The following is a 26,509-nucleotide window of genomic DNA, read 5'->3' as shown; positions in this document are numbered from 1 at the left end:
GCGGCAGCGTCAATGGCCTTTGTACTCGGGGGTTCTGCGCTCCACGAAGCTCGCCACTCCCTCCTGGGCGTCCGCCGTCGTCATGTTGATCTCCTGGGCGGCGGCCTCGGCGGCGAACGCGGTGGCGCGGTCGGTGTCGAGGGAGGCGTTGACGAGCTGCTTGGTGAGGGCTAGGGCGCGGGTGGGGCCGGTGGCCAGGCGGGTCGCCCACTCGCGGGCCGTCTTGTCCAACTCCCCGTCCGGCACGACCCGGTTGACGAGGCCGAGGCGCTCGGCGTCGGCCGCGGTGAGGGCGTCGCCGAAGAACATCAGCTCCTTGGCGCGCTGCGGGCCGATGAGTCGGGGGAGGAGATAGGCGCCGCCGCCGTCGGGGACGAGGCCGCGGCGCACGAACACCTCGATGAAACGGGCGGATTCGGCGGCGAGTACGAGGTCGCAGGCGAGCGCGAGATGCGCGCCGAGCCCGGCGGCCGTGCCGTTCACGGCGGCGATCACCGGTTTCTCGCAGTCCAGGACGGCGGCGATGAGGCGCTGGGCGCCGAGGCGGAGGGTGCGGGCGACATCGCCGGCGATACGTTCCCCGGTCGCGGCCGTGCCCCGCAGGTCCGCGCCCGCGCAGAAGCCGCGGCCGGTCCCCGTGAGGACCACCGCCCGTACCTCCGGATCGGCCGATGCCTGGTCCAACAGCCCGATGAGCCGGTCCCGTTGGGCGGGGGTGAGGGCGTTGAGGGCCTCGGGCCGGTTGAGGGTGAGGTAGGCGACCTGGTCGGTGATGGTGTGCGTGATCTCCGTCATCGGCACACCGCCAACGCGTCCAGCGCCACCGCGCCCTGCCCCCTGGGCAGCACCAGCAGCGGATTGATGTCGAGCTCCGCCAAGTCGTCCCCCAGCTCCAACGCCATGCGCTCGATGCGCAGGACGACCTCGACGAGCGCGTCGAGATCGGCCGGGGGGCGGCCCCGGACCCCGTCGAGCAGGGCCCGGCCGCGCAGTTCGGTCAGCATGTCCCGCGCCTGCTCCTCGCCGAAGGGCGGCACGCGTACGGCCGTGTCGCGCAGCACCTCGACGAGGACGCCGCCGAGCCCCACGGTCACGGTCGGCCCGAAGAGCTGGTCGTGGGTGACGCCGACGACCATCTCGACGCCCCGCTCGACCATCTGGCACACCAGGATGCCGTCCAGGGAGACGTCCTCGTAGCGGGCGATGTCGGTCAACTCCCGGTAGGCGTCGCGAACTTGGCTGGCCGAGGTGAGGCCGATCTTCACCAGCCCGAGCTCGGTCTTGTGGGCGATCCGCGCGCCGGACGCCTTCATCACCACCGGGTAGCCGACCAGCCCCGCCGCCCGCACGGCCGCCGCCGCGCTGGTCACCAACTGCTCGCGCGGTACGCGGATGCCGTACGCCCGCAGCAGCTGCTTCGCCGCGTGCTCGCTCAGCTGCTGCCCCGGCCGCATCAGCGCGTGGGCCTTGCGGAAGGAGGGGGAGTGGGTGCGCGGTGCCTCGTCCATGGGGGAGCGGTAGGAGGCGGTGAAGCGGTGGTGGTCGAGGTAGGCGCGGACGGCGGTGATGCAGTTCGCGACGGTACGGAAGGTGGCCACCCGGGAGGAGCCGAGCAGGACTTCGCGGTACGCCGGCTCGGTGCCGACCGGCGACCCCCACACCACGCACACCAGCTTGTCCGTCCGTTCGGCCGCGTCGACCAGGTCCCGCACGAGCTTGTCGCTGAGGGGCGGAAAGGGCCCGGTGATGGGGCAGATCAGCACCCCGACCTCCGGGTCGTCGAGGATCGCGTCGATGATCTTCCGGCCGCGCTCGTCCCCGACGGGATGCCCGCCGTTGTCGACGGGGTTGGCCACGCTCAGGTACTCGGGTATCCACTGGTGCAGTTCGGCCTGCTTGCCCTCGGAGAGCACCGGCAGGCTGAGCCCCGCCTCGGTCGCCAGGTCGGCGAAGTGCGCGCCCGTGCCGCCCGAGATCGAATAGACGACGACCCCGTCGGCGCGGGGTGCGCGGGCCCGGGCCAACAGGGCGGCGGTGTCCTGGAGTTCGTCGAGACCGTCGACGCGGATCACGCCGTACTGCCGCATCGCCGCGTCCACCACCGTGTCCGCGCCGGTCAGTTTGCCGGTGTGGGAGGCGGCCGTGCGGGCGCCGGTCTCGGTGCGGCCCACCTTGACCGCGACGACCGGCACCCCGCGCCGGGCGGCCCGGTCGGCGGCGAGGAGGAAGGAGCGGCCGTCCTTGAGGCCCTCGACGTAACAGGCGATCGCGCCGACCTCCGGGCGTTCGGCGAAGTAGGAGATGAAGTCGGCGGTCTCCAGATCGGCCTCGTTGCCGGTGGGGGCCCAGTGGGAAAGGCGGATGCCGAGTTCCTGGAGGGCGAAGACGGGGCGGCCCTGGTGCCCGGACTGGGTGATGAGGGCGATGGCTGGACCGTCGAGGTCGTCCCGGAAGCGCTCGAAGGCGTTGAGGTTGGTGTTGGGTCCGAGTAGCCGCATCCCGGAGCCGGCGCACGCGGCGGCGAGGTGGGCCTGAGCGACCGTGCCCTCCTCCCCGGTCTCGGCGAACCCGGAGGCGAAGACGACCGCGAACTTCACCTTGGCCTCGGCGAGTTCCTCGATCACGGGAAGGGGATCGGCGACCAGCAGTACGGCGAGATCGACCTGCTCAGGCAGGTCGGCGACGGAAGGGGAGCAGGGGATGCCGAAGACGGACGGGCGGGTGGGGTGCACCGGGAGCAGCCGGGCGCCGACCCGCTCGGCCCAGGAGAGGAGTTGCCTGGTGATGCCGGTGTTGGGCCGCCCCTCCGCGTCCGAGGCGCCGATCACGGCGACGGACTCGGGACGGAAGAATCGGTCGAGGTCGGGGACGCCGGCGTACAACGGGCGGCCGCTGACGTCGAGATCGTCGACATCGGCGGGCCGGCCGTGGACGGCGGGCGCGGGTTGCTCACCGCAGGCGATGACCCGGGCCCGGCGGGAGTCGGTGGTGAGGGTGCCGTGGGTTGATCCAAGCATCGGTCCGCCCCGCTCCTGTGTGACAGCCAATTTAACTGACGCAGTGTCAGATTACAGAGTTGACGGTCTGTCAGGAACTGGTCGGTCCTCAATTCAACTTCAGGATCATGCCGTTCGACCTCGGGATCATGCCGTCGATAGTCCTGCGGGCCGGTGGACAGCACCTCTATCGTGGAATTGGCAACGCCGGTACGGGGCTGGGCGGGGGACATGCGGCAGTTGATGGAAGTGCGGCTTCCGGACGGACAGGCGATCTGGGCGCAGATCGAACCCACCGGGGGGCCGCAGGACTCCGGCGTCTTCGACGGTGGCGCCCGGGTACTCCGCGGGTTCGAGACGACCTTGCGATCGGTGGCCTCCAATGTCCGCGACGCGGTGGCGCAGGCGGCTCCACACGAGGTGAGCGTGGAGTTCGGCGTCGAACTGGCCCTGGGGAAGGACGGGTTGGTCGCCGCGCTGGCCGGCACGAGCGGCACCGCGGCCGTCAAGGTGACCCTTTCCTGGAGCAACGGGGCGACGGAGGACCGGGCCACGCAGGGCGGGGCGGCGGAGGACGGGGCGGCGGAGGACGGGGCACGGGAGTGACTAAGTGCTCCGCTGGATATGCGGCTTCTTCACCGCGGGCCGGTAGGGGCTGGTCGCGCAGTTCCCCGCGCCCCTTGGAGGGCGCTGTACCGCACCGGACTGCACCAGTCCTGCCTAGGCACTGCCGACTCGAACCGGGGATCGGGCCATGCCAGCCGCGCAGCTGATCCGTTCCGCACAGGACTGCCTCGTCCAGGTCCGGGGGAGGACGGCGGGGAGCGGATTCCTGGCCGCGCCCGGGTACGTCGTCACCTGCGCCCATGTCGCGGGGGTCACCGGGAGCGCCGTTGAGCTGTCGTGGCGCGGGAGTCCGCTCCGGGGAACGGTGCTTGATGCCTCGCCCGCTCCCGAGGGCGGCGGCTTGTGGCCGTATCCCGATCTGGCGATCGTGAGACTCCAGGATCCGCCCGATGACCATCCCTGTGTCTGGTGGCACGACCGGATTCCCATGGGTGGGCAGCAGTTGACCGCCGTCGGGCACTCCGACAAGTACGGCCATGAACCGGAAGGCGTCACCGCCCTCTTCACCTACCAGGGCGACCAGGCTTTCCACGGCGGACTGATGCTCCGGCTGAAGCAGGACGAGGTCACCCCCGGCATGTCGGGCGGACCGGTGCTCGATCCGAGCGCCGGTGGAGTCTGCGCGGTGGTGAAGGCCACCCGGATGGACGGTTCGGACATGGGCGGACTGGCCACGCCTGTAGGGGCGTTGCGATGCCTCGACCCGAGCGCGTACCGGGCGCTGGTGCGGGCCCATGACAGCTTTCACGCGGACCATTCGAGATGGCCCGACATCCCGTCACCCCAGGACGCGCCCCGGGGGAGTGCGATCCTCCTGCCGCGAGTGCAACGCACCCTGTTCGGCCTGCTCGCCACCGCTCCCACCCCCGAGCCGGGGAGCCTTCTGCCGGCCTTCGGCGAGGCTGCCGGACCCTTCGTGGACCCGCCGAGAACTCCCCTGCACGAACACCGGGATGTCATCAGCGAGTTGCAGGCATTGATGGTCGTGGAGCGCGCACTGCCCGCGACCCTCCTGTATGCCGCCGCTGTCGCCCGGCGGTCTCCCGGACCCTCGGCCGACGGACTCCGTATCGGGATCAAGGTGCTGGCCGAGTCACTGGGACTGACCGGCCACGAGCTGGCCCACCAACTGAAAGCCCCGCCCGCCCGCTCCAGCGGCCCCCGATCCGTGATGATCCGCCTCCAACCGTCCGCGCTCGATCCGAGCCGCTACCACGTGGCGATGTGGCGCTACGAGGGCCCGAACGCCATCACGCCCGCGGACAAGGAGTCGGACGCGCTCCCCCTCCAGGAGGCACTGGCGCACGCGCGGAGCCTGCTGCCGGAGCAACTGAGAATCCTGGGCGGCTCGGGCGGTGACCCGGCGATGGTGGAGCTGATCGTTCCCCAGGAGCTCATGGAGCAGGACTTCGACGAGTGGAAACCCTGGACTCGCCACGTCTTCTCCAGCCTCGGCCGCAAGCATCCGGTGGTGTTGCGCGACCTGGAGCGGTTCGACGACGACGAATTCCACCAGTACTGGCTCGGCCGCTGGCAGAGGTTCATGGCCGGGGCCGCACCGGGCGGACCGGCGATGGAGCTCGCCTGCAACGGCGAGGTGGACCAGGGAGCGCTCGAAGGGTGGCTCGAGTCCGAGCCGTCCCTGGCCGCGCTGGTGCTCGCCGGCTCCCTGCGGAGCCCCTCGTCCGGGGCCGTGCTGGAAGTCGCGCTGACGTCCGGGGTCCCGGTGATCCTGTGGCGCCGCTCCGATCCGCACCGCTGCTCCGCCGCCGCGTACTCCGGATGCCCCTACCGCATCCCGCGCGGCTGCTCCGACGAGGAGGACGCCCGCTCCTGCCCCGCCGAGGCGCTGCTCACCGGCCTGCGCACCGACGTGGCGGTCGCCGCGCCCGCGCAGTGGCCCGAACGGGTGCGCCAGCTGCGGGGGAAGGCCGCGGCCGCCGCCGCGGAAGGACACCACGCCAAGGACCTGGTGCTGCTGTGGGACGACCCCGAACGCCGGCTGCCCGATGCCCAGCTGCGTTACGCGTAGAAAGTCCAGGAAGAGGAACGCCCGATGAGTGACTGGCTGATCTACCGCGGTACCGGCGAACCCCACGACGGCATCGCGCAGTTGCCCGAGCCGCCGCCCTGGCGCGCCTTCTACAAGGACGAGCCGACCCCCTTCGACCGGGACCACGACTACGGCCTCTCCGCCCGCTGGCCGCTGCGCGCCGCCGCCTACCAGGCGGACGAGGACGCCGTGGAAATGGTCAACACCGCCCTGTATCTGCGCCGCCCCCTCCTCGTCACCGGCGAACCAGGAGTGGGCAAGTCCAGCCTGGCCTACGCGGTCGCCCACGAACTGCGGCTCGGCCCCGTCCTGCGATGGCCGATCACCAGCCGCAGCACCCTCAAGGACGGCCTCTACCGCTACGACGCCATCGGCCGCCTGGAAGAGGCCGACGGCGTGTCCGGGGCCACTCCCGTCGACGTCGGAAGGTACGTCAGGCTGGGCCCGCTCGGCACCGCCCTGGCGCCCTACTCCCTGCCCCGGGTCCTGCTCGTGGACGAGATCGACAAGAGCGACATCGATCTCCCCAACGACCTGCTGGACGTCTTCGAGGAGGGCATCTTCGAGATCCCCGAGCTGTCCCGGGTGGCCGACACCTTCGCCGACGCGGAGGTGCGACCCGCGGACGACGGCGAGCGGGTGGCGGTCACCTCCGGTCGAGTGCGGTGCAGGGCCTTCCCGTTCGTGGTGCTCACCAGCAACGGCGAGCGAGACTTCCCGCCCGCCTTCCTACGCCGCTGTGTCCGCCTGCACCTTCCAGCGCCCGACCGCGAACGGATGCAGGCCATCGTCCATGCCCACCTGGGCGAGGCGGCACCGCACGCGGAGAAGCTCATCGATGCCTTCTTCGCGCGGCGCAGCCAGGGCGAACTGGCCACCGACCAGCTCCTGCAGGCCGTATACCTGGCCCGGCACGCGGCCGGCGAGGCCAACGCAGACGCCGACCGTGACCACATCGCCGAGCTCGTCCTGCAATACCTCAACCAGGACCGCCAATGAGCGTGGAACCGTTCCGGTCCCTCCTCGCGGAACTCGGGCTGGACCCCACGCCAAGGGAGGTCGCCGAGATCCTCTGGCTCGCGACCCGGCTGCCCGCCGTACCCACTCCCGCCGCCGTGGACGTACGGGAAGCCGACTCCCCGCGGACACCGGCCGAACGAGCGGACGACCCCGTCCCGGCGCTCCCGGCAGAGAAGGCGCCCCCGGAGACCACCCCAACGGTCCCCGTCCACGCCCCGGCGGCAGCCCCGACTCCCGGCGACCCCTCCCGGACGCCCGCCCGACCGGTGCGGCTGGCCGCCGATCCGCTCCTGCCCCGCCAGCTGGAACTCCTCCGCGCCCTTCGGCCGCTCAAGCGCCGGGTTCCGTCCCGGCTCGTCAGCGAGTTCGACGAGGAGGCCACCCTCGAATCCATGGCCCAGCGGACCGTTCGGCACCGCAAGGGCGCCCTGCTGCCCGTCCTGCGACCGGCCGCCGAACGCTGGCTTGACGCCGTCCTCGTGGTGGACGGCCACCCGACCGGCCTGCTGCTGTGGACGCCCCTGGCCCGCGAAGTACACCGCCTGCTCATCCAGTTGGGGGCCTTCAGGGACGTACGGCTGCGCTATCTGCACAGTCGGCCCGACGGCACGCCGGGGTTGAGCGCGCACCCCGCCCCGAGTCCGGACCGGATCCGGGGGACGTCCGACATCCACGACCCGTCGGGCCGCCGGCTGGTGCTCGTCCTCACCGACGGTGTGGCTCCCGGCTGGCACGACCCCTCCGTCCGGGAGGCGATGAGGCAGTGGGCGGCGGCCGGCCCCCTCGTCGTACTCCAGGCGCTGCCCGAACGTCTCTGGCGCCGAACCGCCCTTCCGACCGTGCCTGCCCGGCTACGGCGTGCGCCGGGCTCCGCCGCCAACACGGACCTGGCGTACAGCGGACGTCGGCGCGGCACGCGCGAACTGCCTGCGGGCAGCATCCCCGTTCCCGTGCTGGAGCTGAGTCCGGAGTGGCTCAAGCCCTGGGCCCGGTTGGTGGCCGGGTCTGGCTCACCGGTCGCCGACGCCGCGGTCACGCTCCTCGCCGCCAGCCCTCGGCCGCCGCAGGCGGTCGCCGACGACAGGTCGCCGATCCGGCGCCTCCAGGACTTCCACGCCACCGCCACGCCGGAGGCGTTCAGGCTGCTGGCCTGTCTGTCGGCCGTGCCGCTGACGGTGGCCATCATGCGGGTCGTCCAGGCGGCCATGCTGCCGGGGACTCCGCCCACCGTGCTGGCCGAGGTCATGTTCAGCGGCCTCATTGCCGCGGCGCCGGCGGATGCCTCCACCGCGCCTGCGGACGTTCCGCACGACTTCCTGCCCGGCGTGCGGGCGGCTCTGTTGGAGTCGCTGCGGGCGCATGAGGTGGACCGGATTCTGCGCGAGGTCTCGCGGTTCGTCGAAGGTGGGGGTGGGGGTGGGGTGGCCGGGCGGGTTTCGGGGCTGCTTCCCGATCCGGCCGGGGGTGCGGAACTGGCCGGCGACGGGATTCCTTGGGCGCGGCTGCGGGCGGAGGCCCTTGTTCGGGCTGGGCTGGCGGTACCTGTACCCGTCGAACGGGGTTCGTCTTCGATCGTGGAGCACTCGGACCCCGCCGTTCACAGCGCGCCCAATCCGTACGTGCTGACGGGGCTCATCACCATCGCGGACTTCTCCGACGTACACCTCGGGGTCGATGCCGACGGCAATCAGGCGCTGGTGAAGACACAGCCGAGCGGCCAATTCCCGGGACCCGAGGCGTTCCAGGCCCTGTTGCGGGTGGAAGCGGAGGCACTGCGCCGTATGGGCGGCCAGTACGCGCCGCCGCTTCTCGCCATCGACGGGGAGGCCTCACCGACCTGGCTGGCGATGGGTTACGTCACCTCGATCGCCGGCCACGCGGCGCACAACCTGATCCACGTCCCCTGGTCGAGCAACGGACCCTCGGACGACTTCCACGCCTTGTCCCAGCTGGCCCGCAAACTTGGTGAAGCCCTCGACCGGGCTCACGCGGCGGGCATCGTGCACGGCAACCTTTCGCCGCATGCCGTGCTCGTCGTCCCCGACACGGTGGTGCTCATCAGCTGGGTGTACGCCCAGTTCGACGGACGGCCACACCCCCACCCGCAGTATCGCGAACGCGCCACCGGCTATATGCCGCCCGAGGGATACCCGCGGGACGAGCCGCTGGATCCCTCCTTCGACATGTACGGGCTGGGGGCGATCCTGCTCCGTGAGGCGACGCGCGGTGGGCTCTTCTCGCCTCATCCTCGCGGCCTGTCGCTGTTGCCGGACCAGTTGAGCGGCTTTCGGACGCTGATCGGGCGGTGCCTCGACGCGGAGCCGGGGCATCGGCCCACGGCCCGGCAGTTCCTTGAGGAACTGGGCGACTTGGCCGCGTCGGGCGAGGTGCGCCGGGGCGAGACGGCTGACCGGATTCGGCTCCCGGAGCGACTCGATTCCGGGCTGGGGCTCGAAGGGGCCAAGCGGTTCCTGGAGCGTTTGCGGGACGAGACTGTGTGGGCCGAGCCCTTCTCCAGCACCACAGGCCGCCCGCCCTCACTGTGTCTGGTGTTCATCGGCAACCCCGGCACCGGAAGGACCTCCGCGGCACGGCTGGTCGGCGAGGCGTGCCGGGACTTGGGCCTACTCGGACGCGGGCACCTCGTCGAGGCGCGGGTGAGTGACCTCGTGTCCGAACACGACGGCGAGAGCGCCATATTGTTCAACGAATTGGTCGACCGTGCCCTGGACGGAGTGTTGTTCATGGACGGGATGTACGAACGCGGTGACCGGGACTCGGGGTTCGACGACAATCTGGTCCGCGCACTGCTCCGTCGAATGGACGACGATCCGGGGCGGCTGGTTGTGATCTTCGCCGGACATACCGAGGAGACGCGGGAGTTCCTGGTAACCAATCCCAGGTTCGCGGGCCGGTTTTCGGAGCAGAACATCATCGCGTTCCCCGACCTCGACCCGGACACCCTGATGACGATCCTGGAAGGGCACCTCGAAGAGCGTGGGCTGCGGCTCGCCGAGGAGACCGTGGACCAGTTGCGGCAGATCGTCGCGGAAATGCACCGTACGAGGAACGAGAGTTTCGCCAACGCCCACGAGATGCGCATCCTCGCCCAAGCTGTCGTCAACCACCGGTGGGCGAGCCGGAGGGGACAGACGGACGCCGGGGAGCTGGTCACCGCCGACGACATCCCCGAGTCCTACCGCGCCTATCTGCCCCGCTCCGCGTCCGACACCTCCGCGCTGCTCGCCGAACTCGACGACGACGTTTGGCTGGGTCCGGTTCGGGAGGCCCTGGAGGACCTGGCCGTACGGCTCCGCGAGGGCCAGGGCTTGAACGAGGGTGCCCCACCCCATTTGCTGTTCACGGGCCCGCCCAGAACGGGCAAGAGCACGGTGGCACGGCTCGTCGGGAGGCTGTTTCACGATCTCGGCCTGCTCCGCAGGGGGCACTGTGTGGAGGCGACCCGTACAGACCTGGTGGCCCCCTATGTGGTGGGCCAGACCGCTCTACTCGTGCGTCAGGCCGTGCATGCTGCTCTGGACGGTGTGTTGTTCATCGACGAGGTCCATAGCCTGGGCAGGGACGGGCAGGGGATCGGCGGCTACGGGGCCGAGGCGATCGACACCCTGATACGCGAGATGCAGAACCGGCGGGGCCGCCTGTGTGTGATCGCCGCCGGTTCTCCGCAGCAGATGGATGACTTCATGGCCGCCAACCCCGGGCTTTCCTCCCTCTTCGGCACTCGCATCAGCTTCGGGCCCTACGACACCGTGGACCTTGTAGAGATCCTCCGGCGCATGGCGGCCGAGCAGAACCGCACCCTCGCTCCCGGAGTCCCGGCCCGCGCCGCCGCCTGGCTGGACAACAGCCGCCTCGCCACATGGGAGTTCGACGACGTGCGGACCGTTCGCCGTCTCCTCGGCCTGATGCAGTCGCGCATATCCACGCGCTACGACCGCGACGTGCCCGTCGGCCTGCTCGAATTCCTTCCCGATGATGTTCCGGAACTTCCTTACCCCTGGATGGCCCAGCGGTAAGGCCCAGATCCCGCAGAACCCGGGCCCTCCCCACATCACAACACCGCCAAAACCTCCTTAGCCACCCGCTCCCCCGACCGCACAGCCCCGTCCATGAACCCCATCCAATGAACGGAAGTCTCCGTCCCAGCCCAGTGAATCCCGCCCACAGGCGCCCGCAGAGCAGCCCCGTACTGAGTCAGAACCCCCGGCGCGGCGATGGACACAGGCCCGCCCCGGGTGAAGGCCTCGTTGTTCCACCGCTGCAGGACGAAGGAAGTCGGCGAGGCGGCTTTCGAGCCGAAATACGTCACGTAATCCTTCAACACCGCCGCCCTCACCTCCGCCTCGCTCGCCGCGTCGTACGCCCGGGCCTGGTCGGCCTCGATGAAACCCATGAGGGCGCCGTAGGAGGCGTCGGGTGGGGAGTTGTCGAAGGTGGAGCTGACGACGCCGGTGTCGCTGACGACCTGGCCGTTGAGGCCGTCGGCACGCCAGAAGGGGGTGTCGTAGATCGCGATCGCCTTGCCGACCGAGGCCATGGGCAGGCGCTGGGTGAGCTGGTCGCGGGCGGCGGGGAGGAGCGGGTCGTAGGTGATGCGGGCGGCGAGGGGCGGGGGTACGGCGACGACGACCTTCTTGGCCGTCACGGTGATGCCGTCGGCCGAAACGACGTACTTGGAGCCGGACTTGGTGATCGTACGGACCGGGGCGTTCAGCACCACCCGGTCGCCGAGCGTGGCCGCCAGCTTGACCGGGACCAGTTGAGAGCCGCCGACGAAGCGGAGCTCCTGCGCGCCGCCCGCGGTCTCGGTGAGGCGTTCCAGGGTGCCGACGTTGGACTCGTTGCCGGCCGCTGCGATGTAGAAGAGGACGAACAGCAGGGAGAGTTCGCGGGGTTCGGCCGAGAAGATCGACGTACAGGCCACGTCGAGAAGGAACTTGGCCGACGGGATGACGGCGTTGGCGCGCAGCCAGGTCTCGAAGGTCTGCCGGTCCCATTCCTCGGCCTTCGCGGCGGTCCAGGGCGCGTCCACCGGAACCGTCTTGGCCATGTCGTCGAGGGAGGCCTGCACGATCGCCGCGTTGGCGAGGCCAGCCGCGTCGATCGGCGGGACCGAGCCGAGCAGTCCGTCGGTGGCGTACGGAGTCTTCGTGCCGTCCTTGTAGAGGAGGTTCTTGCCGGTGTTGTAGGTGGCGAAGGTCGCCACGCCCAGGGAGTCGGCGAGCGCCTTCATACGATCCTGGGTGGGACCGATGAACTCGCCGCCGCCCTCGGTGACACCGCCGTTGGCCAGCGCGAGGTTCACGACCCGGCCGCCGACGCGGCCGCGGGCCTCCAGGACGGCGACGGTCTTGCCGCCCGCCACCAGGTCGCGGGCCGCGGTGAGCCCGGCGAGTCCGGCGCCGACGATGGCGACGTCCACATCACGGGTGGCGGCTACGGCCGTACCGGCGGCGGTGACCGTCAGGGCCGCGGCACCGGCCGTGGCGGCGGCACCGCCGAGCAGGGAACGCCGGGAGAGCTGTCTTTCACGTACCACGTGCATCCTCCGTGGAGAGGGGGGTGGAGCCGGAAAGGTGAGCAGTGCTCGCATTCTGGCCCCGCACGACGGCGCGGTACAGCTCTCCCGTCACATCTGACACACACGTACTCACACGCAACAGGACGCGTACGTAAGACAGTTGAGGAGTTCTACGCCCTCTCAGCGGTACTCGGGGCAGCCTTCGCGACGGCTTTGGCGATCTTCTCTGCGTCGATCGCCAACTCGCGGAACATCCCGCTGATGGGGTTGACTGATCCACCATCTGTAAGTTCCGTGAGGTCGCCCTCCGTTGGTCCGATCAGGGCCAGGACACCCGAACGGATCTCACCCACCACATGCAGAAGCGGAATCGTCGGGTGGCGGTACGCCACTGTCCCCCGCCCGTCGGTGGTCAGATGCTCCATGAGGGCCTGCCATGCGCCGCTGCGGAACCAGACTCCCTGCCGTTGGCGGATCGCCTCTGCGTGACCCCAGGATTCGATCCTGGACCACTCCGCCCCGTGGCGAAGGCGGTGCAGCATCCCGTTCAGGGCCTGCCGCAGGTCCAAGCTGGTCATCGAGAAGTGCCGGGAGCCGTGGTATTGAGCGATGACTTCCCGTGCTGCCTCCCACCGTGTCTCGCTGACGTCCGGCGGCACGAGCGTGCCGGTTTCGTGGTGCCAGGTCGTGACCGTGCAGGGGGTTCCGGACCGCTTGACGAAGCGGCCCTTCTCGGGGAGAACAGCGATGCGGAACATGTCGAAGATCTCGGCCTTCTCGGTCGCATCCAGGTTCGCCAGCCGCTCCCGGGTGGAGCGGGCGAGCGAGATGATGGCATTCGTCTTGGCCCGTGTCTGCTCATATGCGGACAGCCAGTGCTGTACCTCTTCGAGCTGCTTCCTCCAGCCCTCGACTTCCTCCCGCAGTTTCTTGACCGCAGCCGCAGTCACGGCTGGATCCATGCCCGCCTTGATGTACTCAGGCACGGCGTCCTCGATCAGTTTCTCTTGTTTCTCGATGCTCGTGGCCAGGCGTTCATGGCGCTCCAGGTACTTGTCCCGGTCGCCAGGGAGGGAGACGGCCTCGCGCTCTGCGAGAGCGCTCAGACGGGCCTCGTCCGCGAGGAGCTCGGTCACCTTGGACCAGACAGCGTTCTCGATCTCGGTCGCATCCAGGTTCGTGCAGCCGCAGCCCGACCTGCCGAAGCTGTTGCCCTGACAGCGGTAGGCACGCTGCCCTGTCCGCCCTCCGCCGACGTAGACCTGTCCGCAGTCGCTGGCGATGTGGCCGCTGAGTGAGTAGATCCGGGCGGGCTTACGGGGCTGGTTGATGGACCGCTTCTTGAGTGCAGCCTTCAGCTCCTCGGACCGGTGGGGGGTGAGGATCTGCGGTACGGCGATGCGTACGGGCTCGCCGTAGACCGGTGTGCCGTCTTCGTAGAGCTTGGTGGCCTTCTTGCGCTTGCTGTGGGTGGCCTTGCGGTACGTGGTGTAGCCGTCGAAGGTCTCCGAGTGCATGCGCCGGTAGAGGTTTGTCGTCGTCCACGGCTTTCCGCTGCGGGTGTACATCTCCAGCCGGTTCAGCTCGTCTGCAACCTCCTCGTAGCTCTTCTTGTCGTCGACCAGCAGCGCCACGGCCTTGAGGACGACGCGGGCCTCGTCCTCACAGACGACGAGGAAGGAGCCCTTCTGGCCCTTGCCTTCGATCCGGTAGCCGTACGGCGCCGGGCCGGCGGGCCATCCGCCGTACTCGATCTTCTTGTTGCGGCCGTCCAGCGTCCGCTGGCGGATGCGGTTCCACTCCATTTCGGAGAAGAACACGTACTGCTGGAACTTGGTCCAGCCCAACTCCGTGCTGGTGTCGATGCGCTCCTCAATGGAGATGAAGTGGACGCCGATGTCCTGCATGCGCCAGGCCCAGTTGAAGGCAACGCGGGCCGTACGGCCTACGCGGTCCACCTTCGGGACCACGATGCGGTTCGCTTTGCCCTCCTGGGCCCGCTTCTCCAGGCGGAGCACGGCTGGGCGGCGATCCAGACTGCCGCTGACACCCTCGTCGGAGAAGATCTCCAGGATGGTGTGCCTGGTGTCTTCGGCCTCCCAGGCGCGTAGTTCATCGTCTTGGACGTCGAGTCCGTAGCCCTTGAGCTGCTCCTCTGTAGAGGCCCGCTTGTAGGCCAGGGCGATGATCTCCGTCCCCGTCGTGGCGGGGTTGGGGTCGCGCATAAGCTCGGTCATGTCAGTCCCTCCGTGACTGGCCAGACCCCGGGGTATGTGGCGTACCGCCGGGGTCACCCATGTGGCGCAGAGCTTATGGGGTGCCACTGACAGCGAGCGGACCGAACAGGATCTTCAACAGCTTCTGCTCCGAGCCATCGTCGGGTTCGTCCGCCACGTTCCAGCTGACATTGCTGGTCACGGGGCTGGTATGGCTAGTCGCGGGGCCCCGGAACTCGTGATGTGGCCGTTCGCGCCTCCTACTGTCCGCAAGGCAGGGCGAGTTCGCGGACGGGAGGGATCTGCTGGTGGCCAAGGCACTGACGTGGATGATTCAGCGGCGGGTCGTGTTGGCTGACCGGGTTGAGTAGCTGCGCACGGAACTCGCGGAGGTGGAAGCACCTCCTTCAGCTGCTGATCACGCCACCTGCCAGCACGAGCAGCCCCTGCAGCAATTCAGACCAGCCGCGTAACCAGCAACTTCAAGATGAAATTGCCTCATTGAGGGAGGAACGTGTCTCGATGATTGCCCGTGTAATCGGACTGGACCTTGAAATAGCCGCCGCGTGGGCCATAGGTGGCGTAGTAGGCGAAGGCGCGCTGATCGGCCGCGAAGGGCGCTTGCTCGACGAATTGCTTGAGGACCGGGTGGCAGTGCGTGGGGAATTCCTCGGCGGTGTACCGGACCGGGAAGCACAGGCGTCGCACACCGGGTTCGTCCCAGCTGAACGTCTGATAGACGTCGAACGCATGGGTGTTGCGCTCCAGCTCTTCCTCGGCAGGCAGCAGGAAGCCGAGGCCGGAGACGATGCTAGTGACGGTTTCGTACGTCAGTGTCCCGGGCGGAAAGACCGGCGAGCACACGTTGATGGTCTGGTGCCCGAAGTCCAGGCCGATCAGGCCGATCCTGTCCATGCCGACCCGCTCGAAGTGATCATGGGAGGCGTGGATCGTGGGTGGCAGGTGAGGCAGGGCCAGGATGTCGGCCAGCGGAATGCCGTTGTCGGAGAGGAGCCAGATCTTGTCGACCGCGCCGCTGACAGACGCGTCGATGCCCCACCACAGAGGAAACCGCTCGACGAATTCGTCGAGCAGCCGCTCCATGGGGTGCCGTCGAACGTGAGGAGACCGGCCTCGCGCAGGCGCGGCACAGGATGGACGGGCCGGCGGTAGCACACGCGGAGGTTGAGGTCCCGACTCCCGGCCGGCCGACTGGTGGTGCGCATGCCGAGCCATCACCGGTGCACAGATCGCCCAGGACGCTCAGCAGCCGGTCGACCGCATGCCCGTTGAAAGACACCTCTACGGCCTGAGCGCAGTCGTGCAAGTCAGCTCTGAGCTTGGCGAGGTCGAACTCGAGCGGTGACGGCAGGGTCTGAGACATGACGGTTCTCCTGACCATGTGCGGTTCGATGGGGCCGATGTGCCGAGGTGTTCCTCTCGGAGCGGTTGAAGACGCGGCCGCTAGCAGGGAGCGAGAGAGGCACCGGAGACGTTCGCACAGGATTCCGCGTCCACCTGAGGTCCGCGAGTGGGAGGCGTTGGCTCCACGGCGGCAGCCGCGTTGAGGTCCCGAAGCGATTCAGCACATCAAGGGTTGCACGCCTCTGTATCGACAGAACAGGAAGATCACGTGGGGTCGCGGCGTATTGGGCACTGACCAGGTGTGCGCTGGCGCCCTGGAGCGGTCACGTGGGCGCAGGACGCCGACGTACGTCGCCGTCGTGCGCCATCCCGGAGGTGTCGAGGCGCAGCGAATTCATGTTGAACAACGCTCACTTGGGGTGTCTACGTCAGCCAGGGGTCGGAGTCCATCGTCAGGCGGGGAGTCGGGACACCTGTCGTCCGCCGTCCCTGGCGATGACCTTCGCGATTCTCACCGCGTCGATAGCCAGTTCGCGGAGCATCCCGCTGATGGGATTGACGTAGCCGCTGAAGAAGAGGCCTGGGGCATTGTCAGGGCAGCGGGCCCCGTGCACCACCGGCTTCCCCCGCGCGTCCAGAACGTCAAGGTGGCCGACAAGCCCCTCCAGCGCGCGCACGTAACCGGTCGCGGCGATGACCGCGTCCGGGCCGACGCGGTTGCCGTCGGCGAGGACGACCTTGCCGTCCTCGAAGCCGTCCACGGCGGCCACGATCTCGACCTGCCCCTTGCGGACGGCGTCGATGAGGCCGACGTCCTGGACGGGGATCGAGCCCTCGTTCACGCGGGAGTAGAGGCCGGTGTCCGGGCGGGGCAGCCCCTGCGCCGCCAGGTCGGGCACGCTGAGCTTGGCCATCGGCCCCGCGAGCCGGTCGACGAGGCGCACCGGCAGGTGTCGTACGAGCACGCCCGTGTACTGGGCGGCCCAGCCGGCAGTCGAGCGGCGCACGATGTGCGGGGCGGTGCGGACGGACAGCCGTACGCGCGAGGCGCCGCCCTCGATCAGGTCCACGGCGATCTCGGCCCCGGTGTTGCCGACGCCGACGACGAGGACGTCACGGCCGGCGTAGGGCTTGGCGTTGCGGTAGTCGCCGGCGTGCAGGAGCTCGCCGGTGTAGGACTCCCGTCCCGGCCAGTCGGGGATGTGGGGCGTGTGGTTGTAGCCGGTGGCGACGACGACCGCCGCGCCGGTCAGCTCGCGGCCGCCGGTGGCGTGCAGCAGCCAGCCGGTGCCGTCGGGGGAGCGTTCGATACGGGAGACCTCGACGCCGGTGACCAGCTCCAGCTCGTGGAACTCGGCGTACTTCTCCAGATAGCGCACCACGTTGTCCCGCGAGACCCAGCGCCCGAACCGGCGTGGCATCGGCAGCCCGGGCAGGCCCGAGAGGCGGCGGGTGGTGTGCAGGTGGAGGCGGTCGTAGTGGCCGCGCCAGGACGCCCCGACCCGGTCTGACTTCTCCAGGACGACGGCGCGTACGCCCTGGGCGCGCAGCGCGTACGCGGCGGCGAGACCGCCGGGGCCGCCGCCGATGACGTACACGGGACGGTCCGCGTGGTGCGGCGCGGCGGTTGGCTCGGGCGCGGCGGTGGGCTCGGGCGTTGTGGAGTCGGCCATGAGCGCGAGCGTAATCACGCGCTCCGTTGATGGGTCTCGGTCAAGACCGGAATTGGTTGCGGATTGATCACGCATGTAGGAGGAGTGGGTGGGGCTGGTGGCGTAGGGCGCCTGATTGTGGGGGAGTAGTGGAGATCTCTGCGGATACGCCGCGACGCCGGGCCCCTGTTGCGAGGGGCTCGGCGTCGCGGTTTGGCGGCCTTGGCTTTTATGACGGGAAACCAGGCCGCGTTCGTGGGGGCGGTGCGCTGCCGCCGAGGGGACGCTACTACTTGCCGACGCGCTTCTTGCCGTAACCGGTCACCTGGGCGATCCAGGTGATGAAGTCGGCCGGGTCGGTGTTCGCGCCGTGGCCCTCGTCCCAGTAGTAGAGGTGGTTGACGTCATCGCCGAGGCCCGCGGCGGCGGCCGCGATGTTGGCGGAGACCGTCAGCGAGGTGTCGGAGTCCTTCGTGCCGAGGCGGATCCACCAGTGCTTCGAGCGGCCCGGGTTCTTCTTGGCGAAGTGGTACATCGGGTTCATCAGGTCGAGCTTCTCGGGGATGTCGCTCGCGACCCGCTTGGTGGTCAGGCCCGTGGTGTCGTTCTTGGCGCCGTACGCCGTGAAGTGGCGGGCCAGGGTCGTGTCCACGCCGAACTCGTTGTTCTCGCCGGCCGACAGGTCGAAGGCGTCGAAGGAGGGGGCGTCCTTCTTGCGGGCGCCCACGTGGGTGAGGAAGTCGGCCCACGTGAAGGTCGCCTTGCCGCCGGACCAGGTGATGAAGGTGTTGGCGGCCAGGTAGGTCTCGCGGTCGGAGTCCGACAGGGCCGTGAGGTACTTGGTGGCCGACGGCTCCAGGTACTGCTTGACCAGGTACTCGTCGTAGTTGCGGGCGGTCAGCGGGCCGAAGCCGTTCAGACCGCGCAGCTTCAGGGCGGCCTGATACTCGGCGAACTGCGACCGCAGCTCCTTGGAGACCGTCTGGTCGACCTGCTTGCCGGTGCTCAGGGCGTTGGTGCCCCAGTTGAACTCGTACGCTCCGTCGGCGTGCTCCAGGTCGGTGATCGGGCACCAGGCGCCGGTCGCGAAGATCGCGTCGGAGGCGTCGGCCGCGCCGAGCTCCTTGAGGTACTTGTCGTAGATCTCGCTGTCGCCGGACGCGCCGAGCAGGGAGGACAGGGCGCCGCCCGCGCTGGTGCCCGCGGAGACGATCCGCTCGACGTTTCCGGGGATGCGGCCCTTGTTGGCCTTGATGTACCGGACCGCCGCCTTGAGGTCGACGATCGCGGCCGGCGCGGTGCCGTAGTACTCGCCGGTCGAGTTCTTGAGCGTACGGCCACGGGCACCGGGCTCGATGACGACGTACCCGGCGGCCAGCGCGAGGAGCTGGTTGCTGGAGGTCGCGCCGCCGGTGGCGTTGGTGTTGCCGTTCGCGTTGGACGCGGTGGAGGCCGAGGCGCTGGGCGCCGCCGAGCCGGTGGGCGCACCGCCGCCGCCCATGGCCGCGCCACCGCCGCCGACCTCGGTGGCGGTGGCCACGGAGGAGGGCATGTAACCGCCGACGGAGTTGGCGAGCAGGATCGGCGCGTTCGTCGCGTCGACCGTCTTGCCGTCGATCTCGACCGGGGCGCTGACGATCAGCGACTGGTAGGTCGCGTCCACCGGGTTGGCGACATAGGTGATCGCCTTCCAGAAGTGGTACGTCACCGAGTGCTCGACGTCCTCGGTGTCGGTGATCGTCTTGGTGAGCTTCGTGTAGGCGTCCGGGTCGAAGACCAGGGCGTCCGAGGTGGACGAGGAGGACGAGGAGTTCGACGAGCTCGACGCGTTCGCGCTGAGCGCGATGCCGCCTGCCGCCGCGACACCCGCGGTGGCGCCGATGCCCATGACCACTGTCCTGCGCTTCACTGCCCTGTGCTTCACCTTGCTGCCTCTCGTCTTTCCGACTTCCTGGCCTTGCGCTTGCGAACGTAAATCGCTGCGGACAAAATCGTCAACAATTCCCGGATATTCATGGCGGCCCCACAGGGTGAGGGCAGGGGGGCCGGGGTTTCTCAGGAAACGGACAGCTCTCGCACGTCTCTCGCACGTCTTGCGGACAGAGCTGCGATCCGCTGAACTGACGTATCGAATCTGTCTGACGAACCGTCAGATCTGACTTCCTTCCGTCGGCAGGAGCGTCCATGGACACGATCTGGCTCACCGGAGCGGAATGGCTGGCCGTCCTGCGTATCGGGCTCGGGCTGTGGTGGCTGGAGAGCTGGCGGCACAAGGACAAGAAGGCCTGGTTCGAACGCGGGACCGGCATCGCGTGGGCGGCGGACGTGGCGGCCAAGCACCGGTGGACCGCGGTCCGCTCCGGCTTCGAGGTCGTCGTCAAGCCACGGCCGCGGACGATGTCGTACGTCGTCGTCTACGCGGAACTCGCCCTGGGAGCGGGGTTGGTGCTCGGGTTCCTGACCCCGATCGCACTGGTCGCAGGCCTGCTCCTCAACGCCCTCTACTTCACGCTCATGATCCACGACTGGGCCGAGCAGGGACAGAACGCGATGATGGCGCTGATCTCGGCGGTGGCGCTGTTCGGGATGTCCTGGCAGACCTGGTCGCTCGACAGCGCGCTGGGGTTGTTCTGATGGCGACGGGAGCAGGCCGGCGCTTCGACCTGCCGGACGTGGACGCGTTCACGAAGACCTACTGGGACGCGGCGGCGGAGGGCCGGCTGCTGCTGCGCCGCTGCGGGGCGTGCGGGCGGGCCCACCACTACCCCCGCGAGTTCTGCCCCCACTGCTGGAGCGAGGACGTGACCTGGGAGGCCGCGAGCGGCCACGCCACGCTCTACACCTGGTCCGTCGTCCACCGCAACGACCTCCCGCCCTTCGGGGGGCGCACACCGTACGTGGCCGCGGTGGTCGACCTCGCGGAGGGGCCGCGGATGATGACGGAGGTCGTGGGGTGTGCGGGGGGCGTGGGGGGCGAGCTGCGGGTGGGGATGGAACTGGAGGTGGTGTTCAGGGGATTGGGGGAGTCGGGTGAGCCGGGGAAAAAAATGGCTCCGGTGTTCCGACCCCGGGTTGCTTGAATGGCCCGATGGCCGATGATGCGACGACCGAGCGAACCCCGACCGACCTCCACATCGAACTCCACGGCAACGGACTGAGTCTGCTCAGCTGGGACTCGGAGTCCGACGCCGACGTGGAGACGTGGCTGCGCGGACTGTCCGATCCGGAACTCCGGCGCTGGAACACACCGTTGAAGCTGGTGACAGACCTCGACGACGCGCGCGAGTCGCTGCGTGCGCGGGCGCGGGGTGTGACCGAGGGCGAGCGCGCGGCGTTCCGTGTCACGGACCCGGACAGCGGTACGACCCTGGGCCACATCGGCGTCGACGCCATCAACTACCCCCTGTCCTACGCCCGCGTCGGTTACTGGGTGCTCCCCGAGGCGCGCGGCCACCGGGTCGCCCCCCGCTCCCTCGCGCTCGTCGCGTCCTGGTACTTCCGGGAACTCGGCCTGCAACGCCTGGAGTTGGGCCACGCCGTCGGCCATGACATCTCCTGCCGGGTCGCTGAGCGGTGCGGGTTCCGGTACGAGGGGACGATGCGCGGCGCGACGTTCGAGGCGGGTCGGCACGACGCGTTCAGGGACGCGCACCTGCACGCGCGGATCGCCACGGACCCGGAACCGACGGCGGGACTCAAGGCGGGAGGTGCGTGATGGGGGCCGCCGGCTGGACACTCACCGGGGACCTGGAGGCCTTCCTCGCGCACAGCGGGGAGTTCCTGCGGTCGCGTCCGGCGGCGCACACCGTGCACCTGACCGTGACCGAGTCGCTTCGCAGGCGGGGCTCGCATGCGTACGGGGAAGGCGCGCCCGTCTTCGGTTCCCTGGAAGGAGGGGGCGGCGAGGTACGGGCGACCTTCTTCCGTACGCCGCCCCACACCCTCCAACTCACGGCCCTGACCGAGGAGGCGGCGGATGCCCTCGCCGCACAGCTTGCCGCCCTCGGTGACCCCCTGCCGGGCGTTGGCGGCCCTCAGGGAACCGCCGCCGCCTTCGCCGATGCCTGGCATCGGCATACTGGCGCCAAGATCTCGCTTCATGTGAGCCAACGCCTGTACCGCCTGGGCACGTTGACGGTCCCGACACCGGCCCCGGGCGGTCGGGCACGGGTCGCGGTGGCGGCCGACAAGGACCAACTGGTGTGCTGGCTCGACGAGTTCGACGAGTCGGTCGGCGCCGTCGCGGGCAGCGACACCGCCGCCCGGTTCGACGCCCTCCTCGCCTACGGCGGCCTGACCCTCTGGGAGACCCCAGACGGCACCCCCGTCTCCATGGCAGGGACGACCCGCCAGATTGCAGGCCAGACCCGCGTGTCCACGGTCTACACCCCGGCCCACCTCAGAGGTAGGGGCTACGCCGGCGCCGTCACCGCCGAGGTCAGCCGGGCGGCGGTGGAGGCCGGCGCGCGGGAGGTCCTGCTGTTCACGGACCTTGCCAATCCGACGAGCAACGGGCTGTATCAGCGGATCGGGTATCGGGCGGTGGCCGACTTCGCGGTGTACGACTTTGGTGGGGGCGCCTGTTAGCTGGGTTGCCGTTGGGGCCACTCGCAAAGAAGCGAGTGGCCCCGCGCCCACGCATCCAGCGTCACGGCCACAGCAACTGCCTCCCCCAACCAGACTCCGTACGCCGATAGATCAGCCGTACATGCTGTCGCCGCGCGTCCCCCTGGAAGAACTCCACCTCCTCCGGGCGGAGGCGGTACAGCGTCCAGGTCGGGACCGGGGTGTCCGGGTCTGCCTGAGCTCGTTCCCAGGCTGCTGCCGAGACCTCCGCCAACTCGTCGAGCGAGGTGAGGAGTTCACTCTGTCGACCGGTCAGCGCGGCGGCCAGGGCGCCCGTCGAGCGGGCGTGCAGGTCGGCCTGGCCCTCCTCGGACGGGGCGGCCGTGACCGGGCCCCGTACCCGCACCTGGCGGCCCAGCGCCGGCCAGTAGAAGCCGAGCGCGGCATACGGTCGAGCCGTCAGCTGGCGGCCCTTTCTGCTGGTCACGTGGGTTGCGAAGGACCAGCCGTCCGCGTCGGCGCCGTGCAGCATCACGATGCGTACGTCCGGCAGGCCCGCCTCGTCCGTCGTGGCCAGCGACATGGTGTGCGGCTCGGTCTGTCCGGCCGCCACCGCCTCCGCGAACCACTTGGTGAAGAGGGGGAGTGGTTCGGCGGGCGTGGCGGCGGGGTCGAGTGGGCGCAGCTCTGTGACCTCCGGGGCCCATACCCGTAGTGACCTCAGGAGCTCGTGAAGATCCGGTTCCGTTCCCATGGGGCGAGTATCACTCGTGTGTCACTCGCGGTGGACCGGTGGTGTCCGCAGCCCGTCCCGCAGGATCGACAGGGAGCGGGCCGGGTCCGCGTCCGCGTTGGCGCGGTGGCGTAGGGCCAGTAGGAGGCCCGACAGGACGGCCATGAGGTCGGCTGTCGTGATGTCCCTGCGGATCGTGCCGGCCGACTGGGCTCGGGTCAGCAGGTGGTTGATCTGGTGGTGGAGGTCGGCCGTCGTTGCGTCGACCGTGGCTCGGACATCGGGGCCGGCGTGGGCGATCGCGTCGATGAGGTCCGCCTTCGTCAGCGCGTCCGCGATGAGGTGGTCAAGCACTGTGAAGAGGGCCGCGCCCGGGTCGGGCGCGTCGCGCAGGGTGCGGGCCTCGGCCAGGAGGGGGTCCAGGCGTTCCTGGACCACGGCCTCGAAAAGGCCCTCCTTGGTGGGGAAATGCCGGTACAGCGTGCCTGGGCCCACCCCGGCCCGGCGCGCGATCTCGTCCAGCGACACGGACAGCCCGTCGGCGGCGAACGCCTCCCTGGCCACCTGGAGGAGTCGGGCCCGGTTGCGGCGGGCGTCGGCGCGCAGTGGGCGGTTCTCTGTCGCCATCTCCGGGGTCTCCCTCGTCACCAATCTCACCAACCATTTAAACGGGGCGCTGTCTCCGGTACGGTTCGAGTAGTCCGTAACCGGGGCGCGCTCTCCGATTTTAGGCCAGCCGCCTCCCCTCGCGTATATGGAGAACCCTGTGACCACCACCCCCGCCCTCCCCACCGCATTCCTCGCCCTCGACTACGTCACCTACATCGTCGACAACTTCAGCCACGACCCCTCCGTCGCCGAGCGGGCCGGCAACGCCCTCGCCGCCGCCCGTACGGCCGGGCTGCCCGTCTTCCACGTCGTCCCGCAGGGCATGCAGGAGCAGATCCACCCCCTCCTGGCCCCTGCCGAGGGCGAGACGGTGCTCACCAAGACCAGCTTCAGCGCCTTCGCCACCACCAACCTCGGCGAGCTGCTCAAGGAGGCCGGCGTCGGCCGGATCGTCGTCGCGGGCGTCGCTACGTCCGGGACGGTGCTGTCCACCACGCGGTGGGCCGTCGACACCGGGTACAAGGTCACCGTCGTCGCCGACGCCTGCGATGACCCCGACCCGCAGGTCAACGCCGCACTCCTCGACGAGTCGGTCGCCCCGAAGAGCTGGGTCGGACTGTGGCGCGTCGCCGATGTGCTGCCGGCGGCCGAGATCCCCGAACTTCGCTCCTGAACCCCTCCGTTCAGCTTCAGGGAGGGGAGGATTCACGGGGTTTCCCTACCGTGCGGGCCATGAGAAGACTTTCGATCACGCTCAGCGCGGTCGCGCTGACCGTCGGGCTCGCCTCGCCCGCAGTGGCCGGCGAAACCCCCGCTCCTTCCGCCGAGTTCGGGCAGGCCACCCTGACCGGCTTCGCCTCGCTCGCCGCGGAGACGTTCGTGCCGAACAGCGAGCCCTCCGGGGCCGCCATCGGCACGGGCCCGTTCAACGGCATCGCGGCACCCTTCGCGGCCCAGCCGGTCCAGGGCTTCAGCGGCATCGTGAACCGGCATGACGGTACGTACGACGTGCTGTCCGACAACGGCTACGGCGGCAAGGCCAACAGCGCCGACTTTCTGCTCCGCGTCCACCACGTCAAGCCGGACACCCGCACCGGGAAGGTCACCGTCCTCGGCGGCTTCAACCTGAGCGACCCGTACCACCGCGTCCCGTTCGCCCTCACCCGCGCCGACCGGATCCTCACCGGCGCCGACTTCGACGTCGAGTCGATCGTGAAGGCGTACGACGGCACGTACTGGCTGGGCGATGAATTCGGGCCGTTCCTGCTGCACTTCGACTCCAAGGGGCGGTTGCTCGACGCGCCGGTCTCGCTGGAGGGCGTGAAGGCGCCAGAGAACCCGTACCTGAACGGCGAGACGCCCACCCTTGGCGGCAGCAAGGGCTTCGAGGGCATGGTCCGCTCCGTCGACGGACGGCACCTCTACCCGCTCCTCGAAGGCACCGTCACCGGTGACACCCCCGGTGACCTGCGCCTCAACGACTTCGACCTGCGGAAGAAGCAGTACACCGGCACGCACTGGACCTACCGCCTGGAGTCCACCTCCAACGCCATCGGTGACGCCATCGCGGTCGACAAGAACCGCTTCCTGGTCATCGAGCGGGACGGCGGCCAGGGTGCCACCGCCAAGTTCAAGCGGATCTACCTCGCCGACAAGCGCGACCGCGACGGCGACGGCGTGATGGACAAGACCCTCGTCGCCGACCTGATGAACATCGCCAACCCGAAGCAACTCGGTGGCTTCGGCGAGACGTTCACCTTCCCGTTCCAGACGATCGAGGACGTCGTCCTGCTCGACGACCGCACCCTCGCCGTCCTGAACGACAACAACTTCCCCTTCTCCTCCGGCCGTACGGCAGGCAAGGCGGACAACAACGAGTTCATCACCATCCGGCTCGGCGACCGACTGCACGCCGACTGGCGGGCGTTCCTCTAACGCCCCAGCACCACCGTCCCCGACGAGCAGAACCATCCGCCCGTCCCGGACGCCACAGCGAGGCGCGGCAACTGCCCATCGGGCCTGAGCACTTGCCGCGCCTCGCCCACGTCACCGCGCAGCTGCCGTACCGCCTCCACCAGCAGGAACAGGCCTCGCATTCCCGGGTGTTGAGCCGACAGTCCGCCTCCGTCCGTGTTCACGGGCAATTCCCCGCCTACGACTTTCAGCCGGCCCTTCTCGACGAACGCCCCACCCTCGCCCTTCGCGCAGAACCCCAGATCCTCCAGCGTCACCAACGTCATGTAGGTGAACGCGTCGTAGATCTCGGCGAAGTCGACCTCCTCCGGCCGCACCCCCGCCCGCTCGAAGGCCAGCCGCCCGCTCACCGCCGCCGGGGACACCGTGAAGTCCGCCCACTCGGACATGGTCGTGTGGGAGACGTGCTCCCCGGTCCCGAGCACCCACACCGGCGCGGTACGGCAGTCCCGTACGTACTCCTCGGCCACCAGCAGCACCGCCGCCCCGCCGTCGGAACGTATGCAGCAGTGCAGTTTGGTGAACGGGTCCGCGATCATCGGGCCGGACAGAACGTCGTCGACCGTGATCGGGTCCCGGAACATCGCCTCGGGGTTGGCCGCCGCGTTGGCCCGTGCCTGGACGGCGACTTCCGCCAACTGCTCGATCGTCGTGCCGTATTGGTGCATGTGGCGGCGGGCGGCCATCGCGTACTTGGCGATCAGGGTGTGGCCGTAGGGGACTTCGAACTGCAGCGGGCCCCGCGCCCCGAAGGAGAGGTCACCGGTCCGCCTGCCCGCCCTGATGTCCGCGCGGGCTGTTGAGCCGTAGACCAGCAGGACCGCGTTCGCGTGCCCGGCGGCGATCGCGTCGGCCGCGTGGGCCGCCATGACCTCCCAGGTGGAGCCGCCCACGGAGGTGGAGTCGACCCAAGTCGGGCGCAGGCCAAGGTACTCGGCCACTTCGACGGGCGCGAGGATGCCCAGGCCCGCCGAGGCCAGGCCGTCGACCAGGGAGCGGTCCAGGCCGGCGTCCGCCAGTGCCCGGCGGGCGGCCTGGGCGTGCAGGGCGTACGGGGTCGTGTCGTCGACGCGGCCGCAGTCGGAGAGGGCTGCGCCCATCACGGCGACCTTGCGGCTGCCCGGAGTCATGAGAAGCGGCCTCCCTGTGTGCCTAC

20 protein-coding genes are annotated in these 26,509 nt (G+C 69.5%); 10 read left to right on the top strand and 10 right to left on the bottom strand.

The genetic code is table 11. The features are described from left to right. Window positions 1–9 precede the first annotated feature (9 nt). Both AC5DRG_RS23275 and AC5DRG_RS23270 read right to left on the bottom strand, forming a co-directional pair. Window positions 10–795 carry an enoyl-CoA hydratase/isomerase family protein gene (locus AC5DRG_RS23275; RefSeq protein ID WP_491812550.1) on the bottom strand — a complete coding sequence of 262 codons (786 nt, stop codon included), beginning with the start codon at window positions 793–795 and terminating at the stop codon, window positions 10–12. Further along, the gene (locus AC5DRG_RS23270) at window positions 792–3,017 is read right to left on the bottom strand and encodes an acetate--CoA ligase family protein (protein WP_491812549.1); all 2,226 of its coding nucleotides are present in this window, start codon (window positions 3,015–3,017) and stop codon (window positions 792–794) included. Before AC5DRG_RS23270 ends, AC5DRG_RS23275 begins: the two co-directional genes overlap by 4 nt. Window positions 3,018–3,188: 171 nt before the next feature. Here AC5DRG_RS23270 and AC5DRG_RS23265 point away from each other — a divergent pair, with 171 nt between their 5' ends. From AC5DRG_RS23265 to AC5DRG_RS23250, 4 genes are all read left to right on the top strand, one after another. After that, entirely contained in the window at window positions 3,189–3,602 is a 414-nt protein-coding gene (locus AC5DRG_RS23265) for a CU044_2847 family protein (RefSeq protein ID WP_491812548.1), read from the top strand. 148 nt (window positions 3,603–3,750) lie between these two features. Beyond that, entirely contained in the window at window positions 3,751–5,655 is a 1,905-nt protein-coding gene (locus tag AC5DRG_RS23260) for a VMAP-C domain-containing protein (RefSeq protein WP_491812547.1), read from the top strand. A gap of 24 nt (window positions 5,656–5,679) precedes the next feature. Further along, window positions 5,680–6,675 (top strand): AAA family ATPase, encoded by a 996-nt coding sequence (locus AC5DRG_RS23255; protein WP_491812546.1) that lies wholly within the window; start codon window positions 5,680–5,682, stop codon window positions 6,673–6,675. Continuing rightward, entirely contained in the window at window positions 6,672–10,733 is a 4,062-nt protein-coding gene (locus AC5DRG_RS23250) for an SAV_2336 N-terminal domain-related protein (RefSeq protein ID WP_491812545.1), read from the top strand. The genes AC5DRG_RS23255 and AC5DRG_RS23250 overlap by 4 nt, the downstream gene beginning before the upstream one ends. Window positions 10,734–10,768: 35 nt before the next feature. Here the strand turns inward: AC5DRG_RS23250 and AC5DRG_RS23245 are convergent, their stop codons facing one another. The 5 genes from AC5DRG_RS23245 to AC5DRG_RS23225 form a co-directional block, all read right to left on the bottom strand. Then, on the bottom strand, window positions 10,769–12,262 hold the full coding sequence (locus tag AC5DRG_RS23245; protein ID WP_491812544.1) for a flavin monoamine oxidase family protein: 1,494 nt from the start codon (window positions 12,260–12,262) through the stop codon (window positions 10,769–10,771). A 146-nt stretch (window positions 12,263–12,408) separates the two neighbouring features. Next, window positions 12,409–14,475: a recombinase family protein gene (locus AC5DRG_RS23240; protein ID WP_491812543.1), complete on the bottom strand. Its 2,067-nt coding sequence runs from the start codon at window positions 14,473–14,475 to the stop codon at window positions 12,409–12,411. 477 nt (window positions 14,476–14,952) lie between these two features. Next, window positions 14,953–15,558, bottom strand: coding sequence for an aromatic prenyltransferase (locus tag AC5DRG_RS23235; RefSeq protein WP_491812542.1), 606 nt, complete (start codon window positions 15,556–15,558; stop codon window positions 14,953–14,955). Between the two features lie 713 nt (window positions 15,559–16,271). Continuing rightward, on the bottom strand, window positions 16,272–17,492 hold the full coding sequence (locus AC5DRG_RS23230; protein ID WP_491812541.1) for a flavin-containing monooxygenase: 1,221 nt from the start codon (window positions 17,490–17,492) through the stop codon (window positions 16,272–16,274). 268 nt (window positions 17,493–17,760) lie between these two features. Next, window positions 17,761–19,359 (bottom strand): subtype B tannase, encoded by a 1,599-nt coding sequence (locus tag AC5DRG_RS23225; RefSeq protein ID WP_491813123.1) that lies wholly within the window; start codon window positions 19,357–19,359, stop codon window positions 17,761–17,763. 296 nt (window positions 19,360–19,655) lie between these two features. On the opposite strand from AC5DRG_RS23225, the gene AC5DRG_RS23220 reads away from it, so the two are divergent. The 4 genes from AC5DRG_RS23220 to AC5DRG_RS23205 are packed head-to-tail and all read left to right on the top strand — an operon-like array spanning window position 19,656 to window position 22,058. Then, on the top strand, window positions 19,656–20,105 hold the full coding sequence (locus AC5DRG_RS23220) for a DoxX family protein (protein ID WP_491812540.1): 450 nt from the start codon (window positions 19,656–19,658) through the stop codon (window positions 20,103–20,105). Next, window positions 20,105–20,551 (top strand): Zn-ribbon domain-containing OB-fold protein, encoded by a 447-nt coding sequence (locus AC5DRG_RS23215; RefSeq protein WP_491812539.1) that lies wholly within the window; start codon window positions 20,105–20,107, stop codon window positions 20,549–20,551. The genes AC5DRG_RS23220 and AC5DRG_RS23215 overlap by 1 nt, the downstream gene beginning before the upstream one ends. An 8-nt stretch (window positions 20,552–20,559) precedes the next feature. After that, the gene (locus AC5DRG_RS23210; RefSeq protein WP_491812538.1) at window positions 20,560–21,186 is read left to right on the top strand and encodes a GNAT family N-acetyltransferase; all 627 of its coding nucleotides are present in this window, start codon (window positions 20,560–20,562) and stop codon (window positions 21,184–21,186) included. Beyond that, entirely contained in the window at window positions 21,186–22,058 is an 873-nt protein-coding gene (locus AC5DRG_RS23205) for a GNAT family N-acetyltransferase (protein ID WP_491812537.1), read from the top strand. Before AC5DRG_RS23210 ends, AC5DRG_RS23205 begins: the two co-directional genes overlap by 1 nt. A gap of 61 nt (window positions 22,059–22,119) precedes the next feature. Here the strand turns inward: AC5DRG_RS23205 and AC5DRG_RS23200 are convergent, their stop codons facing one another. Next, window positions 22,120–22,791 (bottom strand): pyridoxine/pyridoxamine 5'-phosphate oxidase, encoded by a 672-nt coding sequence (locus AC5DRG_RS23200; protein ID WP_491812536.1) that lies wholly within the window; start codon window positions 22,789–22,791, stop codon window positions 22,120–22,122. 21 nt (window positions 22,792–22,812) lie between these two features. Further along, window positions 22,813–23,397, bottom strand: coding sequence for a TetR/AcrR family transcriptional regulator (locus AC5DRG_RS23195; RefSeq protein ID WP_491812535.1), 585 nt, complete (start codon window positions 23,395–23,397; stop codon window positions 22,813–22,815). A gap of 139 nt (window positions 23,398–23,536) precedes the next feature. Here AC5DRG_RS23195 and AC5DRG_RS23190 point away from each other — a divergent pair, with 139 nt between their 5' ends. Together AC5DRG_RS23190 and AC5DRG_RS23185 are read left to right on the top strand one after the other, a co-directional pair. Continuing rightward, complete coding sequence (locus AC5DRG_RS23190) at window positions 23,537–24,052, top strand: cysteine hydrolase family protein (RefSeq protein ID WP_491812534.1); 516 nt, start codon at window positions 23,537–23,539, stop codon at window positions 24,050–24,052. 59 nt (window positions 24,053–24,111) lie between these two features. After that, on the top strand, window positions 24,112–25,314 hold the full coding sequence (locus AC5DRG_RS23185; protein WP_491812533.1) for an esterase-like activity of phytase family protein: 1,203 nt from the start codon (window positions 24,112–24,114) through the stop codon (window positions 25,312–25,314). On the opposite strand, the gene AC5DRG_RS23180 is transcribed toward AC5DRG_RS23185, so the two are convergent. Continuing rightward, window positions 25,311–26,483, bottom strand: coding sequence for a thiolase C-terminal domain-containing protein (locus AC5DRG_RS23180; RefSeq protein WP_491812532.1), 1,173 nt, complete (start codon window positions 26,481–26,483; stop codon window positions 25,311–25,313). The two genes, AC5DRG_RS23185 and AC5DRG_RS23180, sit on opposite strands and share 4 nt — an antisense overlap. Window positions 26,484–26,509: the final 26 nt, after the last annotated feature.

The sequence above is a fragment of the Streptomyces sp. JLBG701 genome (assembly GCF_058544905.1).
Note: the sequence above shows the minus strand (reverse complement) of the source record. Positions and strands in the feature narration are given on the sequence as shown.

What these genes read in the sequence shown, in the direction of transcription:
- AC5DRG_RS23210 (WP_491812538.1), top strand. Translation starts at nt 20,560, where the DNA reads ATGGCCGATGATGCGACGACCGAGCGAACCCCGACCGACCTCCACATC.
- AC5DRG_RS23220 (WP_491812540.1), top strand. Translation starts at nt 19,656, where the DNA reads ATGGACACGATCTGGCTCACCGGAGCGGAATGGCTGGCCGTCCTGCGT.
- AC5DRG_RS23270 (WP_491812549.1), bottom strand. Translation starts at nt 3,017, where the DNA reads ATGCTTGGATCAACCCACGGCACCCTCACCACCGACTCCCGCCGGGCC.
- AC5DRG_RS23200 (WP_491812536.1), bottom strand. Translation starts at nt 22,791, where the DNA reads ATGGGAACGGAACCGGATCTTCACGAGCTCCTGAGGTCACTACGGGTA.
- AC5DRG_RS23240 (WP_491812543.1), bottom strand. Translation starts at nt 14,475, where the DNA reads ATGACCGAGCTTATGCGCGACCCCAACCCCGCCACGACGGGGACGGAG.
- AC5DRG_RS23275 (WP_491812550.1), bottom strand. Translation starts at nt 795, where the DNA reads ATGACGGAGATCACGCACACCATCACCGACCAGGTCGCCTACCTCACC.
- AC5DRG_RS23245 (WP_491812544.1), bottom strand. Translation starts at nt 12,262, where the DNA reads ATGCACGTGGTACGTGAAAGACAGCTCTCCCGGCGTTCCCTGCTCGGC.
- AC5DRG_RS23250 (WP_491812545.1), top strand. Translation starts at nt 6,672, where the DNA reads ATGAGCGTGGAACCGTTCCGGTCCCTCCTCGCGGAACTCGGGCTGGAC.
- AC5DRG_RS23180 (WP_491812532.1), bottom strand. Translation starts at nt 26,483, where the DNA reads ATGACTCCGGGCAGCCGCAAGGTCGCCGTGATGGGCGCAGCCCTCTCC.
- AC5DRG_RS23215 (WP_491812539.1), top strand. Translation starts at nt 20,105, where the DNA reads ATGGCGACGGGAGCAGGCCGGCGCTTCGACCTGCCGGACGTGGACGCG.
- AC5DRG_RS23235 (WP_491812542.1), bottom strand. Translation starts at nt 15,558, where the DNA reads ATGGAGCGGCTGCTCGACGAATTCGTCGAGCGGTTTCCTCTGTGGTGG.
- AC5DRG_RS23260 (WP_491812547.1), top strand. Translation starts at nt 3,751, where the DNA reads ATGCCAGCCGCGCAGCTGATCCGTTCCGCACAGGACTGCCTCGTCCAG.
- AC5DRG_RS23225 (WP_491813123.1), bottom strand. Translation starts at nt 19,359, where the DNA reads ATGGGCATCGGCGCCACCGCGGGTGTCGCGGCGGCAGGCGGCATCGCG.
- AC5DRG_RS23255 (WP_491812546.1), top strand. Translation starts at nt 5,680, where the DNA reads ATGAGTGACTGGCTGATCTACCGCGGTACCGGCGAACCCCACGACGGC.
- AC5DRG_RS23205 (WP_491812537.1), top strand. Translation starts at nt 21,186, where the DNA reads ATGGGGGCCGCCGGCTGGACACTCACCGGGGACCTGGAGGCCTTCCTC.
- AC5DRG_RS23185 (WP_491812533.1), top strand. Translation starts at nt 24,112, where the DNA reads ATGAGAAGACTTTCGATCACGCTCAGCGCGGTCGCGCTGACCGTCGGG.
- AC5DRG_RS23230 (WP_491812541.1), bottom strand. Translation starts at nt 17,492, where the DNA reads ATGGCCGACTCCACAACGCCCGAGCCCACCGCCGCGCCCGAGCCAACC.
- AC5DRG_RS23195 (WP_491812535.1), bottom strand. Translation starts at nt 23,397, where the DNA reads ATGGCGACAGAGAACCGCCCACTGCGCGCCGACGCCCGCCGCAACCGG.